Origin of the sequence: Flagellimonas marinaquae, assembly GCF_003992675.1 — a bacterium.
Classification (GTDB): Bacteria; Bacteroidota; Bacteroidia; order Flavobacteriales; family Flavobacteriaceae; genus Flagellimonas; species Flagellimonas marinaquae.
Map to the genome: position 1 here is coordinate 263,967 of NZ_RZMZ01000016.1, position 20,065 is coordinate 284,031.

Here is a 20,065-nt window from a genome sequence, read left to right on the forward strand (position 1 = left end):
ACGGCACCCAGACCTACGATATAACGATAAGCGTCGATGCGGCGAACAGCGACGACGCCTTTGATTCTTTGGCGGCCCAAACGGTATCCGTAGACAATGCGGACGATGATACCGCTTCGCTAATCGTTGTCGAAACAGACGGAAACACCATAACGTCAGAAGAAGCAACAACGGATACTTTTACCGTAGCATTAGGGGCTCAACCGGCAAGTGATGTAGTGGTAAATATCGTTTCTAGCGATTTGGGTGAGGGTACTGTCAACACAGGCCAGTTGACCTTTACCAATGCGAATTGGGATACTCCACAGACCGTTACGATCACGGGAGTGGACGATAATCTTATTGATGGCAATCAACCATTTACTGTCACTATTAGCGTGGTTGATGCATCAAGTGATGATGATTTTGATGGGCTTTCACAGGTTGTAAATGCACAAAACACGGACAATGATATAGCAGGTATCACCATTACAGAAACTGATGGGAACACAATCACATCTGAAGATGCAACTACAGATACCTTCAATGTGGTCCTGGATGCCCAACCTGCAACGGATGTTGTTTTGGATATCACATCTAATAATGTTGCTGAAGGCACGGTTTCACCAACAACCTTGACATTTACCACAGGGAATTGGGATATCCCTCAAGAAGTTACAGTTACTGGGGTAGATGATGCCGTAATTGACGGGAACCAGTCTTTTGATGTGAATGTAACCGTGAATGATGGTGCTAGCGACGATGACTTTGACGGGCTTTTGGAAACCGTTCCGGTTACCAACAACGACAACGATTCTGCGAGCTTTACCGTTGTGGAGACCGACGGGACTACTAACACCTCGGAAGATGGGGCAACGGATACGTTTTCGGTAGTTTTGGACGTACAACCAACTAGTAATGTGGTCTTTGATATTGTATCCGGGGATACTGGTGAGGCTACCGTTTCCCCTTCACTTCTAACGTTTACCCCGGCCAATTGGGATACCCCACAAATTATAACGGTGACTGGGGAGGATGATTTTATTATAGATGATGCTCAAACATTCAATATAAATATTACCGTAAACAATGGGGCCAGTGATAACGCTTTTGACAATTTGGCCGATACAGTCTCTGTAACCAACTCGGATGATGATGTGGCTGGATTTACCATTGTAGAATCAGATGGGGATACGTCAACTTCTGAAGATGGTAGCACTGACACCTTTACCGTGGTGCTTAATCGTAGAACCTTGATTAGTAATGTGGTTTTCAATATTACCTCCAACGATGTTACGGAGGGTACGGTTTCACCATCTACCTTAACATTTACAACTGCAAATTGGGATACTCCCCAAACCGTAACAGTAACAGGTGTGGATGACGCCATTGTGGACGGTATTCAAACTTATGATGTCGATGTTAGCGTCGCTTTGGGAAGTGCAATTTCATATTTAGGACTGAGTCAAACGGTTTCTGTCGAGAATATTGATGATGACAGCGCAACAGTTACCATCTCCAATACAAATGGTAACGAGGATGATGGGCCCATAACCGTTTCAGCCACCTTGAACAACGAAGTTACGGGCGGATTTACGGTAGACGTATTGTCATCGGATGGAACCGCCACAACGGCAAATTCCGATTACACTCCGCTCAATGAAACCTTGACGTTTGCTGGTACAGCCGGAGAAATTCAGACGTTTGAAGTAATACCAACCCCAGATGCCCTCATCGAAGGTAACGAAACGCTTCAGGTCTCTATGGCCAATTTGGGAAGTACGACTTTGACCGTCGATATTTCGGACACGGCTACAGTTACCATTAATAATGATGACGCTTGTGCCGCTGGGTCATCGGTACCCATACTCAATGATTCCGGTACTGAATTTTGTGTCGATACATTTAGCGATTTTAGCCAAGATTTGGATGATTATGTTGATGGAACTGGACCAGCGGGAACCCAGTTGGTTTGGAGTACCAATCCCGATTCCAGTCAAACCGGAGATTATTTGGGGTCTAGTGTCATCACTGGTGCACAAGTGGTCAATCAGGATACCTACTATGGCTTTTATTATGATAGTTTGAATGATTGTGCCAGTCCAAGTATAGTAACGGTAACACTATCCGTAAACGAAGCCCCCAATGCGGGCACCACCACGGGAGGTACGGTATGCAACACCACGGAAAGCGGAGGGAGTACCCTTATTGATCTAGACAATCGTATCAATAATCAAGATTCAGGGTCTTGGACATTGACCAGTTCACAATTAGGGTCTTCCATCACCATTAATCCGGATAATACCATAAATTTTGATGGTCAACCTTTGGGTGACTATGTATTTACCTATACCACCAATACCGCAGTAGCACCTTGCGTAAATGATACCGTCGAGTTGACAATCACAGTAATTGATTGCTCGCTTCCCTGCAATGCAGGCGATACAGCACCCGTATTCAACGGTACTGATATTACCATTGAGTTCTGCGATGACGTCAATACCGATTTGGATACTTATGTGAGCAGTACCGCACCAGCAGGTACGGTCCTTACCTGGAGTACAAGTAATGTTCCTACGGAAACTGAGGCACATTTGATTAGTAGCACCGTCGTGGAGCCCGGAACGTATTACGGTTTTTATTATGATGAACCCAACGATTGCGGCAGTCCGGTACTGGCCATTACCTTGGTCCGTAACTTTACGCCCACCATTGATAGTACATCAGGAGATACGAGTTGTGGTTCTGCCGAGTTGACACTATCGGCAACGGCATCCGTAGCTGATGCCAGCACCATTACCTATACGTGGTATGATGCCCCGACCGGAGGGAACATTGTGGGGACTAGTGCCACCTATACCACCAATACGTTAACAGAAACCACCTCTTTTTATGTCACGGCTAGGGCCAACGGCTGTGAATCGGAGCGTGTGGAAGTAGTGGCCACCATAACCGATTCACCCAATGCAGGAACGCCCACAAATACAGCTGCGTGCAATATAGCAGGGAACGGAGGTCCTAACGTGATTGATTTGGACGATACCCTGACCGGTGCCGACCCTGGGACATGGGCCATTATAACGGACCCGTCCAGCGGTACCCTAAGTATTGGCTCTGCAAATAATGTTGATTTTACAGGGCTGCCCGTAGGCAATTATGTTTTTGAATATACGACAACAGCCGAAGCTCCATGTACGCCAACTTCCGTTCAGGTGACCATTTCGGTAAGTGATTGTACCGTGGATACCGATGGCGATGGACTTACGGATGGAGAGGAAACTAATCTTGGAACCAACCCCAATGACCCAGATACCGATGGCGATGGCCTTACCGATGGAGAGGAAGTTTTGATAGTGGATGACCCTAGCACCGAGGCCGTTCCAGATAACGCCACCGACCCTTTGGATGCTTGTGATCCTTTCTTGACACCCGATTGTAACCCAGTGGATATAGATTTGGGCATAACTAAGGAGGTCAATAGAAATGAAGTATTGCTGAATTCTGAAGTAATATTCACCATAACTCTCCAGAATACGACCATGGACAGAGTGTTGGATATTGTGGTAAACGATATTTTGGTTGCTGGCTTCGAATACCGCTCCAGCACAGCTTCCAAAGGAAGTTATAACGAGAATACGGGCGAATGGACCATCGATGAACTCACCGCAGAGGAGGAGGTTACACTTGAAATCACGGTTGTTGCCGTGGAAGCCGGAAACTTGGAGAACACAGCCATATTGGCATCGTCGTTCCCTAATGACGGTGTTCTAGCCAATAATTCGAGCACTGTCTTGGTAACGGTGAACCGAAGTCAATGTGAGGACCCGGGAACCATCTGTAATATCTTTTCACCCAATGGTGATGGAGTAAACGATACGTTGAAATTGGTGGGTTCAGAGAGTCTGTACACACAGGCATCCTTGGAAATATTCGACCGCTACGGAAACAGTGTGTTCCAAATGGATGGTTACGATAGTTCGTGGGACGGAACAGGCAAGAACGGACAGTTGCCCAAAGGGACCTACTTCTATATCCTAGACCTCAATGGCGATGGAACCGATGTGGTGAAAGGATGGATACAAATTGTAAGAGACAACTAAAATGCCAGATACAACAGGTTTGTCAAAATATATCATAGCTTTTGTGGGCTTTTGCATGGCCTTGGGTCAAACATTTGCCCAAAAGGAACCGCAGTATACCCAATACATGTACAATATTGGGAGTTTTAACCCGGCCTATGTGGGCACCGTGGAAAGTCCAGAGATTATTGGGCTCTATCGGGCGCAATGGGTGGACATCCCCGGAGCACCGACCACCATTAGGGGAGGGGCCAATATTCCTTTCAATAATGAGAAGATGGGATTGGGCATCAACATCGTGAACGATGAGCTGGGGCCTTCCACGCAGACTTTTTTTGATATTGCTTATTCCTACCAAATTCAATTGTCGGACGAGACCAAACTTTCGTTCGGACTGAACGCCGGAGGTTCCTCGCTCAACATAGACTATTCCAAAGGAACTTTTGAAAATCCTTCTGATGGGTCCATATTGGGAGGCACTTTCAATAGCTTTTACCCCACGGTCGGGGCTGGACTTTTTATGTACCATGAAGAGGATTGGTACCTTGGGGTGTCCGTGCCCAACTTTTTGACAAACGCCCTTTACAATAACGAAGTGGCGACCATCGTGGAAGATAATATGCAGGTGAATGCCATTGGTGGCTATGTGTTCGAATTGGGTGAACAGACCAAGTTTAAACCAGCTTTTCTGGTGAACTACCTCCAAGGTTCCCCAGTTACCGTAAACCTATCGGCGAATTTTCAGTTTATTGATGCCCTTACCATCGGTGCATCCTACCGAATTGACAATGCCGTGAGCGGCCTGGCCGGTTTTCAGATTTCCAACGGTATGTTTATCGGTTACGCTTACGACTATAATACCAATAGCTTGGGAGAATTCAGTGGTGGTTCCCACGAGGCTATCCTAAAATTTTATATTGGAAGGGGCGGTTTTGGCTCTGGAAACAATAAATCAAAAAACAAGAACTCAAAAAATAAAGGAAAACAGATTGATTCCCCTAGATTCTTCTAATATGAACGCGGCAAAAAACATTCAACTGACACTTTGGGCCTTTGTACTGGGCGTGCTTTTCAGCTTCGGTCAAAAAAAGAAGTCCCAAGGCGATGTTTTCTTTTTTCAATACGAGTACCAAAAGGCAGTGAACGCTTATGAAAGGGAATTGTCCGAAGGAACTTTGACCCAACAGCAGTTTCTCAATCTTGCCGACGCCTATTTTGAAACAAACAATTATCAGAAGGCTGCAAACGCTTATCAGTCCATTTATGAAAAGGATTCGTTGATGGATGCGCATCATTACAACAAAATGCTGCAAAGCCTTTCAAAGACTCCTAAATCCGACGGAACCAAGGATTTTTTGACCCAAATTGCTACCGCTTTTCCAAAAGAGTTGATGGAGAAAATGGAGTTCAATAATCAGCTTTTGCAAAATGGCTCTGATGAAAATCAATTGAAATACGACATCTTCAATTTGGACGGGAACAGTCCCCAAACCGATTTTGCACCGAGTTTCTTTGCTGATAAACTCTTGTTTTCCAGTGGTCGACAGGTCAATAAAAAATTGCGCTACGAGCCAGGGAACGAGGGTTACTTTAACATTTATGAATCCGAGATACAGCCAACAGGACAGGTTACATCGGTTAAGCCATTTGAGGAACTTCAAGATATTGACTATCATGAAGCCACTCCATCATATTCGCCCGAGCTAAACAGCGTGTTCTATGTATTGTCCAATACACAGGATGGCGAACTGGCTTTTGATGCAAATGGAAAAAATGCCCTGGCCATAGCCAAGCAAAATATTGGAGGCTCATATCAGCTATTGCTGAAGGATTTGAGCACTTCATTTTATTATCCGTTTTATGATGATGCCAGCGGCCGACTCTTTTTTTCTGCCGATTTTGAAGATGGTTATGGTGGTACGGACATCTATTTTGTGTATACCAATAACGGACAGGTGATGTCGGCACCCATTAATTTGGGACCACGTATCAATTCCTCCGGCAATGAGATTGCACCCTATATTTTCGAGAACAGCTTTTACTTTGCTTCGGATGTATTTTATGGGCTTGGAGGCATGGACATCTACAAGTCCAATATTGATGGCGAAGGCTTCGGGATTCCCATCAATTTAGGGGAACCCATCAACTCGGAGTTCGACGACTTTGGCATGATCATAAGAAACGAAGGAGAAGGTCTCTTGGGTTATTTTGCTTCAAATCGACCTGGCGGAAAAGGAAAGGATGATATTTATGGTTTTAAGGTGGACGAAAAACCGGGCCTAAAGACGATTACGTTCAAGGGTACCGTTGTCAACTCCAGTAAATCGGGCGAAGTAGTACCTAATGCAGCGGTCAGTCTTTGGGACATGAACGGGGAAATGTTGGCGGCTACCACTTCGGATGCCGAAGGGCAATATCGTTTAGAGATCCCTTACGAGACCGAATTGGTGCTCGATGCCTCAAAAGAACGCTATTCCCGATATATCCAAAAGTTAGGTCAAGACGAATTGGACAACCTCCAAAACAACAGTTATGATGTTCCATTGGCCTTTTATAACGATTTGGTAGAAGAACGAGAAGGTCAAAAAGTGGTGAAGTTGGACAATTTCTACTTTAATACCAGTTCCACCCAGTTGACCGATGAAATCAAAAGCGAGCTTAACAAAGTAGTGGAATTTGTGGAAGCCTTTCCGCAGGCACAGCTCAGGATTGAAACCTATACGGATAGTCGTGGCGGAAGCAGTACCAATTTTAAACTGACCCAGGCACGTTCCGATAACATCAAAAAGTATTTGGTGGAACAAGGAGTTCCCGCATCGACCATTCTCTATTCGATAGGCTACGGAGAAGACAACATTTTGAACAACTGTACCAATGGTGTGTTCTGTTTGGAATCCTTGCATAAAAAGAACCAACGTTCCCTTATTGTGGTCCTTAACGATAACGTTCTGTTCAACTAGCCTATCTACATCAAAAGCATCCAACAATAATAAAGCGCGAAAAGGGATAGGAAAATCATGCCGCAGTAGGTGAGTGCCCTAAGTCCCAATTTGGGTCTGTGTGCTGTTGGCATATCTTTTCCAGTGACCGTTTTTAGGTTCATCCAGCCGAGCAAAGGAGCAAATACAAAGGATACAAAGGTGGCCAAGGCGACCAATTGGCCCATGTTGGCACTGAATAGGCTAATGACGATCCAGTTAATCCAAGCCATGACAAGGACCATCAGGGCAAACGAGTGTTTGGCATTGTTGATGTGTTTTTGGGGATACAACTTTTGGAGTACATCCAAGCTTACCCTTGAAATGGCATCATGCGCCGTCATGCAAGTGCTGAACATGGTCGCAAAGGCAGCAACAGCAATAAAAAAGTAGGCCCAATTCCCAATGTGGGTGGTAAACAGGTTTACCAACTGATCGGCAAATACCACGGAGTTGTTGCTTAGTTCCGTGCCAGTGCCGTAGAGGGTCATCCAACCAATAATCATAAAAAAAACGGCCAAAACAGCGGTCAGTATATAGCCAACGTTAAATTCTTGAAGGGCAAGTTTGAGCGAGGGCTTTCGTTTCATTGTTTTTAGGTTCTCCATCCCCCAAAGGCTCACCCAGCCCGAAGCCTCCACTGCCGTAGGCATCCAGCCTACAAGTCCGATCAAAAAGAGAATACCCACTTCGTTAAAGATTTCCGGCCGTTGATAGGATTCGCTATCCGGAACAGGACCTTTTTGCAAAACTAGGATGGTTGTAATCAGCAAGGCAACAAAAAGGATGGTGATGACCGCCTTTAAAGAATTTTCCAAAAAGCGGTATTTCCCTATAATAAGTATCAAACTGATGAAAACAAACAGTCCCAAAGAGATGGCCCCGGTGCCCACTGAGGTTACATGGAACAGGTTCATGAATAGCCCAGCCGTGACCACATAAAGTGCTGCCAAAATGGTAAAGGTGGAAATCAAGGTGACAAAGGCATAGATCCATAAATAGGTTTTGCCCAGATTGGCATAGCCCTCGATCAAGCTCTTTTCCGTTACCGTGGTATAACGAATGCCGAATTCAAAAAAAGGGTATTTGAGCAAATTGGCCAAAATGATGGGAATGATCATGACCCAGCCGTATTGTGCGCCAGCTTTGGTGGACAGTACCAAATGGGAGGTGCCTATGGCCATACTGGCGAACAGGAGGCCTGGTCCAAGTGCTTTTAGCAGTGCCTTCATGCAGTTTGTTGGTTAATTTTCAGACAGGAAGATATGTTTTTTTCCCGAAAGTGTTCTGTTATTTGATGAAACAAGGACAATGCAATTTTTTAAGGTAAATCAAAGGGAATGTGAAAAGTCATGTTTCTTCCATATTGGTTATTTTGATGAGTTTTAACGATTTGATGTTGGAGGAAAAATGGCAAAAAACGCCCGTTTTATGCATAGAAAAAGTATCTTTAAAACCAACTTAAGGAAACCGGAATCAGATTGTTGTCTTGTGTTTTTTCAGCAATGATTTGATTTGTAATAGATTAACTAAACCAAACAAAACCAATGCAGATAATTGAGAATTCGACGGTCTACGATGCCATAATTGTGGGCTCCGGTGCCGGTGGAGGCATGTCGGCCAAGGTGCTGTCCGAAGCTGGACTTAAAGTGGCCGTAGTGGAGGCCGGACCGTTCTATGATCCTGCCATGCCCGAACATCAAACCCAATTAAAATGGCCTTACGAAAGTCCTCGCCGTGGCAAGAGCACCCGTTTCCGTCCCTTTGGTGATTTCGATGCGGCCTATGGCGGATGGGACATCGAGGGCGAGCCTTATACGCAAAAGGATGGGACAAAATTCGAATGGTTCCGTTCGCGGATGCTGGGGGGCAGGACCAACCACTGGGGAAGGATTTCCCTTCGTTTTGGCCCTCAGGACTTTAAGCACAAGGATGTGGACGGTCACGGGGACAACTGGCCCATAAGTTATGACGACGTAAAACCGTATTACGACAAGGTGGACAAACTCATTGGGGTCTTCGGTACCAACGAAGGGCTTCCCAACGACCCGGATGGCTTCTTTTTGCCACCGCCCAAACCAAGGTTGCACGAGTTGTTCTACATCAAAGGAGCCAGAAAGAGCAATATCCCGGTGTACCCTTCAAGGATGTCGATGCTCACCAAGAAAATCAATAACGAGCGCGGGGTATGCTTCTACTGTGGACAGTGTAACCGCGCCTGCCAAGTATATGCCGATTTCTCCGCAGGTACCTGTTTGATTTTCCCCGCCCAGAAAAATGGAGGTCAAATTGACCTGTTCGTGAACTGCATGGTTAGGGAAGTGACCACGAATGAAGAGGGTAGGGCTACGGGTGTGTCCTACATCAACAAAGAAGATAGAAAAGAATATAAGCTCAAGGGAAAGGTGGTTGTGCTAGGGGCCTCGGCCTGTAGTTCGGCCCGTATCCTTTTGAACTCCAAGAGCAAGCAGCACCCGAATGGGTTGGGGAACAGCAGCGATATCGTAGGTAAGTACCTGCACGACTCTACTGGAGCGGACAGGGCTGCGTTTATTCCCGATTTAATGAACCGCAAAGTGTCCTACAACGAGGATGGAGTGGGCGGTATGCACGTATACTCTCCGTGGTGGGGCGATAATTCCAAGTTGGACTTCCCACGGGGTTACCACATCGAGGTGTGGGGTGGCATGGGCATGCCCAGTTATGGCTTTGGCTTTAATGTGAACGAGTTTAATAAGTTCTTCGGGACCAAGGTTGGTGGCTATGGCGATGTACTGCGAAGTGATGCCAAAAAATACTACGGCGCCGTTGTAGGTATGGCCGGAAGGGGAGAGTCCATCGCAAGGAAGGAGAACTACTGCGAGATCGACCCGACCACGGTTGACGAGTTCGGGATTCCGGTGCTTCGCTTCCACTACAAATGGAGTCAGTACGAGATCAATCAGGCCAAACACATGCAGGATACCTTTGAGGAAATCTTGATCAATATGGGGGGAGAACCTCTGGGCAAGAAGCCAGGAAAGGATACCAACTATGGCCTGCACAACCCGGGGAACATCATCCACGAGGTGGGTACAACCCGGATGGGGGATGACCCAAAGACCTCGGTGACCAACAAATACCAACAGTTGCACGATGTGGACAACGTCTTTATCGTAGATGCAGGACCCTTTGTGTCGCAGGCGGACAAGAACTGTACCTGGACCATACTGGCGCTCTCGATGCGCGCTTCGGAGTATATCGTGGAACAACTCAAACAACAAAATATCTAACGGAATGGACAGAAGAAAGAGTTTAAAGTCAATCGTATTGGGTTCCGTTGCGGGAGGATTGGCACTGCACGGATGCAAACCTTCCACAGAAGGTACAGAATTGGTAGAGGCACCAAAGATTACCTATCCGGGAAGGGTACCACTGGAGACGGAATTGATTCATGAACTGCAGGACGAACAATTTTTGAATCCCCACGAGATGGAAACGCTCACGATACTCTGTGATTTGATCTTGCCGCCCTCGGAAGATTTCAAGGGTGCATCGGATGCCGATGTGGTGAGCTTTATCGAGTTTATGAGCAAGGACGAGGAGACCCTGCAACCCGACCTGAGGGGTGGAATTATGTGGTTGGACCACAAGAGCAACACCGAATATGGGACGGAGTTCAAAAGTGCTACTGTGGAACAGCAAAAGGAGATTTTAGATGGAATTGCTTACTACAACCCTGAAATCCCACGTAATGAGCGGCCTTTCGAGGTAAATTTTTTCTCATTGGTACGTAACCTGACCATGACCGGTTTTTACACAAGCAAAATAGGGATAGAGGAAATTGGGTACAAAGGCAACCAGCCCAATGTGTGGGACGGGGTACCGCAAGATGTGTTGGACCAGCATGGCGTATCTTACGATGAGGAATGGTTGGCGAAATGTGTGGACCAAAGCAAGCGCGGCATCATCGCCGAATGGGATGAAGATGGAAATTTGTTGACCTAGATTTTTAGGATAAAAGCAAAGAGGCTGTTCCAAAAAGCAGTCTACATGTCAGTTCGAGCGTAGTCAAGAACTTAAGACACATTGACACATTGATTAATCAATGGGTTTCGACTGCGCTCAACCTGACAAGGTTCAAATATTATAGCTTTTTAGACAGCCTCTTTTATAAATTGGTTAACTTAACTAGGTGTTTAGGTCAAAATGCAATTAGGGTTGGATTAGCTCCAATAGGAACACATCCACATCCCCAGATACGGTAAGCTCGTGACCGGAATCATTGCTGGCAGCAGTTACCATAAAGGAATAGGAAAAAGTCAAGTGGTTGGTGGCATCGTCCCAAACCAGATTGGTGTATTCCAAATCTGAAACCCCAGGTTGGTTGAATTGGTAATAATCATTCATAATAAAGAACTTATTATCTGCTCCTATAACACCGTATTGTGTGATTTCAAAATAACTTCCCGGTTCATAGTCCTCCAAGTCAGTTCCTAAATTTGATATATTCAAATAGAAAAAAATTGTTGTTTCATTGAAGACATCATCAGGGGCCGTAAGAAAACGTTGAATATTAAACTCGTGATACGAATTATCGCCCTCTTGTGAAGTGACCACCAAATTGCTACTTTCAAGGTCCTCGGCTTCTAAAGCTGTAAATTTAAACGAACTGGTATCCTCAAAGGGTTCTCCGTCTGGGCGCGTGCCTTGCAGCGTCATGGTTATATGGCCGTATTGGGTCAGTTCATCAAAACCTTCACCATTGGCACCATCTTGTCCATCGGCTCCATCTTGTCCAGCTTCCCCTTGTGGCCCTTGTTCGCCCTGTGGCCCTTGAATTCCTTGTTCACCTTGTGGCCCTTGAGCTCCTGGAAGACCGTCCTTACCATCTTCTGGGGAGCAGGAGGTCACAGAAAGGCATACGGCCAATAGGCCCATGCTAAGTAATCTCATTGTTTTCATAAAATTATTTTTAAAGATTAAAGGGGTAAAGAAAGGTAAATACAGTATTTTTTTAGTACGCCAATTGACGGATGCCCCTTCCGATCTGACGGATGCCCCTTCTGATCTGACGGATGCATTTTTTGGGTATTGGAAATCGTATCAAATAGTCCGTATCTTACATTTTGAAAAACTAACTTGTGGTTCTTGCCAATCATCATCCCCAACTCCCTTTGGATGCCCTTTTTAGGGAGTGCTATTACATCCATATGGGTGAAAGGTCGGGTCGGATTCCTATTATCGATGATTGCTGTTATGATTTTGTGTTCTTCAAGGAGGCCGACGGGTATTTTTATTATGGTCCGGACCAACAGGCCCAACCGATTGGAAGTACCATTTTTACCATTCATCAGCTCCAACCGCCTTATCGCATTGAAGCAGCCAACTCCCTGACTTTTTTTACCATTAAAGTGCAACCTTGGGCCAACGCCCATTTCTTTTCCGAAGTGAGAACTAGTGGAATAGTCGATGTTTCTCGGCTACATCCTGGACTGATACCCTTCTGTCAGGGCATATTTAAGGCTAGGGAAGAAGAACGTTTTGCTATGGCCGAAGTTTGGATGCAGCATGTACTGGCAACGCTTTCCCCTTCCATGGAACTGGTCCGTGCCATTTGTGAAACCATTTATGAAAAACGGGGAATGGTCACGGTGAACGAATTGAGCGAGCAGTTTCAGCGGTCTAGGCAATATTTGGGCAAAGTATTTAAAAGGGAAGTGCTATATAGCCTCAAAAAGTTCATTATTACAGTTCGAATCTTGGATTTGGTAAAGTACAAGGCCAAGCACGCTGAGGTTTCATTGACCGAACTCAGTTATGATTATGGGTATTTTGATCAGTCCCACTTTATCAACGACTTTAAAAAAGTGTGTGGCGTGGCTCCCATGGAGTTTTTCAATAATCTTCCCGAGTTTTTGCTGCGTCATCAATAAAGGTTTCCATTTTTACAATTTTTGGAGCTTGGTTTTTTGGTTCTTTGCCCAAAAATAAAAATAGTGATGAGATACATTTTGATGCTTTTTGGGATGATGGTGATGGTTGCCTGTGGCGAGCAAGTCGAGAAAGAAGCAGTTGTGATTTCTCCCCAAATGGAGCGAGTTCGTGATTCGGTGGATACCTATTTTACAAAGTTGACGGAGTTGCAAAAATTCAACGGTGTGCTGTTGGTGTACAAAAACGATACGCTTTTGTTGAAAAAAGTCTACAATTTGAATGAATCGCCGGAAAGCTCGTCCTATGTCGCCCTAGACTACCAGTTTGATATCCATTCCGTTTCCAAACTCATGGCCCATTACTTACTGGTCCAATTGGAGTTGGAGGGCAAACTTTCCAAAAATCAGACCTTGGATGCATTTGTAGAGGGGTTTCCTCAAGGGGATGTGATTACCTTGAACATGTTGTTAGAGCATACCTCTGGCCTTCCTAGGGAGTTGGTCGGATTTGAAGGACAGGAATACCAGTTAGAACCAGAGGATATTGTTGAATTGGCAAAACAGCAAGCCTTATTGTTCGAGCCGGGCACTGATGCGCAATATTCCAATGTGGGTTACGAATTGGTATGCTATATCATTTCCCAAACCTATGGCAAGCCTTTTGCGCAATGTCTGGTGGACGAAATCTTCAAGCCATTGGGGATGGATTCCAGCGGAGCACATTTTTTCGTCAAGGAGCATAATGTCAGCCAAATGGCACAGAACCATACACTAAAGAATGGAGATTTGGTCACTGTGGACAACATTCAAAAGGATGAGTTCCGCACGGCGCGTATCTTTTCCACGGCCGAAGATCTGAAAACCTTTCTGGACCATATCCAACAGGCACCTTATGCCTCCTTATTGGCCAACAAAGAGGGCGTTATTGCCAAAGATGGGGGTTCCAAGGGCATTCGGGCGCAGGTGTACACGGATGTGAAGAACCATTTTGATTTTGTTTTGCTCGCGAATTACGATGAAATGCCCTTTTTTGATGCCATTGATGATATGGCAAAGATGCTAAAATCGCAACCCGTCGCTTTTCCGAAGGAAATCAACCGGAAGGCCATTACCGTGGAACCAGAAGTACTGGAACCCTATGTGGGATTCTACACCTTTGCCGATTTTGACGGTTTGGTTTTGGAGGTAAGGGCCAATAATGGACAGCTGGTATTATTTCAAGAAGGGGAAGAAGTAGGCAGATTACAGGCAGAAAGTCCGACCGTGTTCTTTGAGGACCCGAAGGCGGAGGAGTCTTTTGAGTTTGTTCCCAATGATTCGGGCAGTTATAATGCCCTGATGGGGTGGAAGGGCATCGTGGTCGAAGGAAAACGGAACCCTTAGCCAGTTTATTCATCCAGTTCATGGTAGGGCTCAAAATAGATATGGTACTTTTTGGCGTAGGTATAGGTAAACTGTGCGCCAAAAAAGAGAATCAGGCAGGAATAGGAGACCCACAGCAGTACCAAAACTATGGTGCCGGCCGCACCATAGGTAGAGCCAGGTTTCGCTTCGCCGAAGTAGAGTCCCAGTAAGAACTTCCCAATCACGAACAATACGGCGGTGATAAAGGCGCCGAACCAAACGGCCCGCCATTTGATTTTGGCATCGGGCAGGAATTTGAACATGAGCGCAAACATGACCGTGATTATGGCAATGGACGAAAAAATATCGACAGTATAAGCCAAATAAATGGCCGCCTCGCTGATCAAGCTTTTTAGATAATCGTTGAGGGCAGCAATGGCAGCCGTAACGATAAAGCTGATCAACAATAAAAAACCGATGACGAGGATAAAAGCAAAGCTTTTGGCCCGTTCGGTGACCAATTTCCAAAAGTTGAATCCCTTGGATACCCTGATGCGCCATATCTCGTTCAGCGATATTTTTAACTGGTAAAATACCCCAGTGGCACCAAAGAGGAGGGTGGCAATACCGATGAGGGTGGAAATCAAGTTTTTATCCTTGTTTTGGGTGTCCTGTACAATTTCTTCAATGGTTTGGGCAGCGTTGGGTCCGAGCGCAACGGAAAATTCATCCGTCAATCGGCCCTGTACGATGTCCACGCCCCAAATGGCCCCCACAATGTTGATGATGATGACCAACAGCGCGGGCAACGATAGCACCGCATAATAGGCCACCACTGCGCTCAAACGCCATGGGCGGGCCTTGCTCCAAGCGGTATAGGTGTCCCAAAGCAGGTAAGGGAAATCTTTGAGCCGAAATCGGTTGGCGTATGTGTGTGTTTTGGACAAAAGGAACCTCTTTGCACTTAAAGGTACGATTCGGATTTTGAAACGGAATGGAAATGATGGATTGGTTATTTATACCATTCGGCTGGTTGAATTTAAATTGGGACGTTCAGGGGTTGCCAAATTCTTTTTAGGATATAGGGGAGCGCACTGCGTGCGTGGTTTTGCGTTCCCGAAGGGATATTGCCATCAACGGTTCCGGGTATGAAACGTAGGGCATTTCGAAGCACTTAACTGTCCGCCCGAAACCAAGCTTGCTAAGTGCCGAAAATTTGCGGAAACCACTGGCCGCCCTATGTTTTATACCCATTGTTGTGCACTGGCTTTTATTTTTCATTAGCGTAAAATTCCAATAGTTCATATGTCAATTTCGGAATTTTTTTTCGCGTGTCTCTGTCAATTCCCGCCACGCCTTGTAATTCTGATTTAAGTTTTAAATATGTCTCGGTTTTAATACTCGATATTGAATGTCCACCAGAAATTAAATCTTTTTCCAATTCGTCATTCAGTTCCGCCTTGTCAATTTCAAGTTTTTCAATAAAACTAAATCCAGCTGCTAAAAGGTCGCTGTTCTCAAATTGATTCGCTTGTTTTTGAAGAAACGATATTCCGTAATTTTTAATGTCCTTAACTATTTGTTCAATAATTTTCGTTGTGGTTTTTACTCGTCCATTGTGAAAGTAATAGGCTTCTTCAACTGGTATTGCCCCAGTTCCTTTTTTCAGAACAATTAAGTTGATATGCCCATTAATTAGTCCCGTGTTGTAGCTGTTAGACCTTAAATAGGTCTTATTAATTCTTGAGGCTACAGAACAGCTAAAATTTCTGTCTTTTAAAGCAAATATTATATGAAGACGTTCGTACACATTTCGACCATTAATTACTTGGACATTCTCGAAAATGTAACAGCCATTTCTATATTCTAAAAATTCAAATTCAGGTAATTCTCTGCCAAATTCCGAAATCAAAATCTGTTTTACCTGACCTTTTTTTAATTCAGGTGAATCATCTTTCTTTTCAATTTTCGATTTAATTTTTGAATACCAGCTCATTTTTTTCAGCTTATGCACAACGGTCTCGGCTATGAGTAGTTGCGTGGTTTAGCACTTAACTTTGCAAGGACACACCAAGTTGGAAATTCCGCAGGAATTTTCAAAGTAAGCGAGAACAAGCAATTACTCATAGCCATTGTTGTGTGTAGTTATTTTATGTGTCAATTCGATAAATATTCTTCAACACTAATTTTTCTGCTTTGATTATTCGCATCTCTTATCAATTTCAAGATTTCATCTAGTTCGCTTCTGTCTAAATACTTACCTCTGACCACTACTGCGTTAATGTTTCGAGTATTTCCTATGTTGTCCAACGGATTACCATTTAAAATAACCAGATCTGCTGTTCTTCCTTCTGCAATTATCCCAGCATTGCTTCCAAGCCATTCGGCGGCGTTTTTAGTCGCGGTATCTAATACATATTTGTTATTTAGACCTAAATCAGCAAGATGCTCTAATTCGTCATGCAGTGAAAACCCAGCAACAATACCGGGATTTCCTGCATCAGTTCCTGCTGTAAGATTCACGCCATTACGGGCAAAAGCAAGCGTCATTTTATTTACGGCTTCGATATAGGTATCCCAATATATTTTAGCTTTCCTAATTCCTTCCGTATCGGTATTATTTGGGTCTTCATATCTATTGCTTCCAGGTAGCCAGCCCGGATTGAATACAGACCCTTCCAAAATACCAGGATTTACATATTCAATCTCCATAGATTTAAGATAGCTCCTTAAATCCAAATCTTGCTTTTTTGCTCGTGGATAAACATTTACAGTAGTGGAAATCGTTATATTTTTTTCTTTAATTCTTTTAGCAATACTATCCGCATTTTCTATTAAAAAGGAAAGGTATGCTTCGGTATTGTCATAGAATATTTTAGAACGACCACCGAATTCTTGTTCCATAGCTTTGGTGATTTCTTCGACATGTGCAACCTGAGATTGATTAGAGTCAAATAAATCCTCAAGGGTTACGGCAGGTGTCAGGTGGCCAATCATTGGGATATTATATTCTTTAGAGGCTCGAGAAACTGCAAAGTAGTTATCTTTATCTAAGCTATAAGCTTTTAGTGCATCATATCCCATTGACTTGAATTCAGCAACGGTTTTTTTGGTCTTTATGGTATCGTTGAAAACAGGAATTGGACCCAGTGAACCGTATACTTTGCTTCTAAAGTCTTTTGCACTATTCATTGGTCCAGCGGCCACATAAAGTTGAGGCAATAAGGAACCATTTTTTGCTTCATCTCGCCATTCAAGATAAAGTCCTCGCCACGAACTCATTGTAGCAACATGGGTTATACCATTAGCGAGGAAAAGTAAGAGGTCGTTTTTACTTTTATAGGGGTGAATATGAGAGTCAATTAAACCTGGAATCAAATACTTACCCTGGCCATCAATAACGATGTAGTTATTTGGAATATTTTTGGCTTCACCAACATATTCAATTATTTCATTGTTAACCAGTATTGTTTGATTTGGAAGTATGGAATCGGTATTAGCCGAGAGCACTCCAATATTTTTTATTGCGATTTTCCCAAATTGAGTCTTAAAATTAGACCCATCAACAACTACAGTGTTCTCACCTGAAAGTTGTTTTTCTTCAGATTTAACAAACCACAATACCGTAATCGTCAAGAGTACAATTACAATAAAGGCTACACCAAAAAACCATTTTAGAAAGGTCGAAACTTTTTTCATATTTAAATTCTCCAGTTGATTTTTTTAATTACACACAATGGGCCTTGTTTATGGCGAGTGAGGCGTGCCTCACGGGTAGCCATCGTTTCGCCTCATTCGGTATAAGTGCAGTTGATGGCTTTAGCTTTTGCCTGTCGCTCTAGTTAAAGATAGGAAAAACATTCGTTGGTCATGAGGTGGAATGTACAAGGCCCATTGATGGCGATCAGCAAAAGGGGAGCGCACTGCGTGCGTGGTTTTGCGTTCCCGAAGGGATATTGCCATCAACGGTTACGTATAAGGATAGTAGCGGATTTTTATGCACTAACTTTTTGGTGTATTACTGTTGGTTGGTTGATAAATTTCATTCTCGTTTTAGCACTTAAACCGCTATTATTTTTATACGTTGTTAGCTACTGCCTTTTTTACGGAATTATAATTTCTTTATGAATTCCATTAATTTGACTTTTGCATCTTTCTTCGCTTTAAAATCTCCTTCATTTGTTCCTCCAAATTCATATTCGTAATTTTTTCCATTAATATCGATTATTGCAGTTCTATCATTCGATTTTTCCTCTGGTCTTCTTGAAATTAAATGCCCTGCATTTTCATATTTTATATTCTGAACAGAATACTTAAAGTTTACTTTTTTTAAGTTTTCTTCTATCATATCAGCCATTAACGATGATGGCCAAACTTTATCATCAATTCCTGAAAATAATAAGATAGGACCATTAATTTTTTCTGCTTTTATAGTTGCTTGATTTACAAATTCCTTTTTTGACAAGCCCTTTTTCCAATACTCCAACATTTCGATTTTATCCGTTTCACTTCCAGTAATCTTTTCCATTGGAAGATAAGGAATTTCAATCCCTTTATATATCCAACTTGGTTTTAGTTCATCAGAGTTATAAGGTAAAACAGTATTTGACCAAGAAACTGAACTTGGTGAATATGCAACAACTCCACTTACAAGTTCTGGAAATGTAGAAGCTATCAATAACGCTAATTCGGCATTTCTTGATGCTCCTATTACAACTATTTTATCTTTGTTGACTTCTTTCTGTTTAGATAACCAGATTATAGCATTTTCAAAGTATGCTAAATCAATTTCCTCTGGCAATTTAGGCAGACCTTCTTTCCCTATATAGGGTAATGACAGACCTGCCATTCCATTGTTTGCAAATTCTCGAGCCCAATAATCGCCCCATTGTCCTCCGCCAATTAAGACGATAGCTTTTTTATTCACCAAATCGTTTTTCACATAATAACTTGCTTCAAACCCATTATGGTTTATCAACTTTGGTCTTACTCCGTCAAAGAGAATAGAATCAGCGATAAAATAGCTAATGGCTAGTAATGCGATAATTACTATTGAAATAATGTATTTTCTTTTGTTCATCAGTTTTTAGGTTGTAGCTAACGGTCTTGTATAAGCGCAGTAGCAATTTTCACGCACTAACTTTTACGGCTTATAACTGACTTTAAATTTATACAATTTCATCGGTTTTATGACTATTCCCGCTATTGCGTTTATACGGTGTTGGCGGTTGTTATTTTTTTGCTAAGTTGCTATTTACAACGATTTTTCTGATTTCGTTTTCAAAATAATATACTTCATCTCCTCCCATCCAATTATTGTCTCTCGAATAAATATTTTCCCAAACGATTACATCTACATCTGTTTCAGGAATGTAAAATTTAATAGATGCGAACCCAAAACCTCTACCACCGTGACCTAAATGTTTTGTTCTATGCTGGTCGTGTACTCTAAGTCCATAGGCATATCCAATAGTGTCGTTATCAAAAGCGGCGTGCGGTCCTTTGTTACTTGTTTTAACCATTTTTTTGTGAAAATTTGATTTTAAAATTTTCCCATTATGAAGTTTGTTATCCCAGATATTCAGGTCAAGAGCGTTTGAAACGATTCCACCTGCTGGTATGAAATCTCTCCAACTTTCTTTCGTGAACCCAATGCTGTCAAATTCTACTAGTTTTAATTCCCCATTTTCAAGCCAGTATCCATTAATTAGTCCCTCATCGTGACCTCCTCCCAAAATTAGGTACCGGTCATAACTAGAGAATCGGGGCT

The 20,065-nt window shown here is 43.5% G+C and carries 14 protein-coding genes; 7 read left to right on the forward strand and 7 right to left on the reverse strand.

From position 1 onward, the window contains the following. From EO130_RS14870 to EO130_RS14880, 3 genes are all read left to right on the forward strand, one after another. A partial coding sequence (locus EO130_RS14870) for a T9SS type B sorting domain-containing protein (RefSeq protein WP_127142318.1) occupies positions 1 to 4,079 on the forward strand: 4,079 nt, incomplete at its 5' end. A gap of 1 nt (position 4,080) precedes the next feature. After that, positions 4,081 to 5,070, forward strand: coding sequence for a PorP/SprF family type IX secretion system membrane protein (locus EO130_RS14875; protein WP_127142319.1), 990 nt, complete (start codon positions 4,081 to 4,083; stop codon positions 5,068 to 5,070). A gap of 1 nt (position 5,071) precedes the next feature. Continuing rightward, the gene (locus tag EO130_RS14880; protein WP_127142320.1) at positions 5,072 to 7,018 is read left to right on the forward strand and encodes an OmpA family protein; all 1,947 of its coding nucleotides are present in this window, start codon (positions 5,072 to 5,074) and stop codon (positions 7,016 to 7,018) included. 5 nt (positions 7,019 to 7,023) lie between these two features. Here the strand turns inward: EO130_RS14880 and EO130_RS14885 are convergent, their stop codons facing one another. Further along, positions 7,024 to 8,268, reverse strand: a complete 1,245-nt coding sequence (locus EO130_RS14885) for an NRAMP family divalent metal transporter (protein WP_127142321.1) — start codon at positions 8,266 to 8,268, stop codon at positions 7,024 to 7,026. 315 nt (positions 8,269 to 8,583) lie between these two features. Here EO130_RS14885 and EO130_RS14890 point away from each other — a divergent pair, with 315 nt between their 5' ends. Further along, the gene (locus EO130_RS14890; RefSeq protein WP_127142322.1) at positions 8,584 to 10,308 is read left to right on the forward strand and encodes a GMC oxidoreductase; all 1,725 of its coding nucleotides are present in this window, start codon (positions 8,584 to 8,586) and stop codon (positions 10,306 to 10,308) included. Between the two features lie 4 nt (positions 10,309 to 10,312). Further along, positions 10,313 to 11,023: a gluconate 2-dehydrogenase subunit 3 family protein gene (locus tag EO130_RS14895; RefSeq protein WP_127142323.1), complete on the forward strand. Its 711-nt coding sequence runs from the start codon at positions 10,313 to 10,315 to the stop codon at positions 11,021 to 11,023. 207 nt (positions 11,024 to 11,230) lie between these two features. Here EO130_RS14895 and EO130_RS14900 read toward each other — a convergent pair whose 3' ends face one another. Further along, positions 11,231 to 11,980 carry a collagen-like triple helix repeat-containing protein gene (locus EO130_RS14900; protein WP_127142324.1) on the reverse strand — a complete coding sequence of 250 codons (750 nt, stop codon included), beginning with the start codon at positions 11,978 to 11,980 and terminating at the stop codon, positions 11,231 to 11,233. Between the two features lie 179 nt (positions 11,981 to 12,159). Here EO130_RS14900 and EO130_RS14905 point away from each other — a divergent pair, with 179 nt between their 5' ends. Both EO130_RS14905 and EO130_RS14910 read left to right on the forward strand, forming a co-directional pair. Further along, a complete protein-coding gene (locus EO130_RS14905; protein ID WP_127142325.1) occupies positions 12,160 to 12,951 on the forward strand; it encodes a helix-turn-helix domain-containing protein in 792 nt (263 codons plus the stop codon). Between the two features lie 66 nt (positions 12,952 to 13,017). Next, on the forward strand, positions 13,018 to 14,334 hold the full coding sequence (locus EO130_RS14910; protein WP_127142326.1) for a serine hydrolase domain-containing protein: 1,317 nt from the start codon (positions 13,018 to 13,020) through the stop codon (positions 14,332 to 14,334). 5 nt (positions 14,335 to 14,339) lie between these two features. On the opposite strand, the gene EO130_RS14915 is transcribed toward EO130_RS14910, so the two are convergent. The 5 genes from EO130_RS14915 to EO130_RS14935 form a co-directional block, all read right to left on the reverse strand. Beyond that, entirely contained in the window at positions 14,340 to 15,242 is a 903-nt protein-coding gene (locus EO130_RS14915; RefSeq protein WP_127142327.1) for a YihY/virulence factor BrkB family protein, read from the reverse strand. Between the two features lie 323 nt (positions 15,243 to 15,565). After that, the gene (locus tag EO130_RS14920; RefSeq protein ID WP_127142328.1) at positions 15,566 to 16,291 is read right to left on the reverse strand and encodes a hypothetical protein; all 726 of its coding nucleotides are present in this window, start codon (positions 16,289 to 16,291) and stop codon (positions 15,566 to 15,568) included. A 161-nt stretch (positions 16,292 to 16,452) separates the two neighbouring features. Then, complete coding sequence (locus tag EO130_RS14925) at positions 16,453 to 17,994, reverse strand: amidohydrolase family protein (protein ID WP_127142329.1); 1,542 nt, start codon at positions 17,992 to 17,994, stop codon at positions 16,453 to 16,455. 412 nt (positions 17,995 to 18,406) lie between these two features. Next, positions 18,407 to 19,375 carry an acyl-CoA thioester hydrolase/BAAT C-terminal domain-containing protein gene (locus tag EO130_RS14930; protein ID WP_127142330.1) on the reverse strand — a complete coding sequence of 323 codons (969 nt, stop codon included), beginning with the start codon at positions 19,373 to 19,375 and terminating at the stop codon, positions 18,407 to 18,409. 151 nt (positions 19,376 to 19,526) lie between these two features. Continuing rightward, the coding region (locus EO130_RS14935; RefSeq protein ID WP_206513160.1) for a serine hydrolase at positions 19,527 to 20,065 on the reverse strand (539 nt) is incomplete at its 5' end.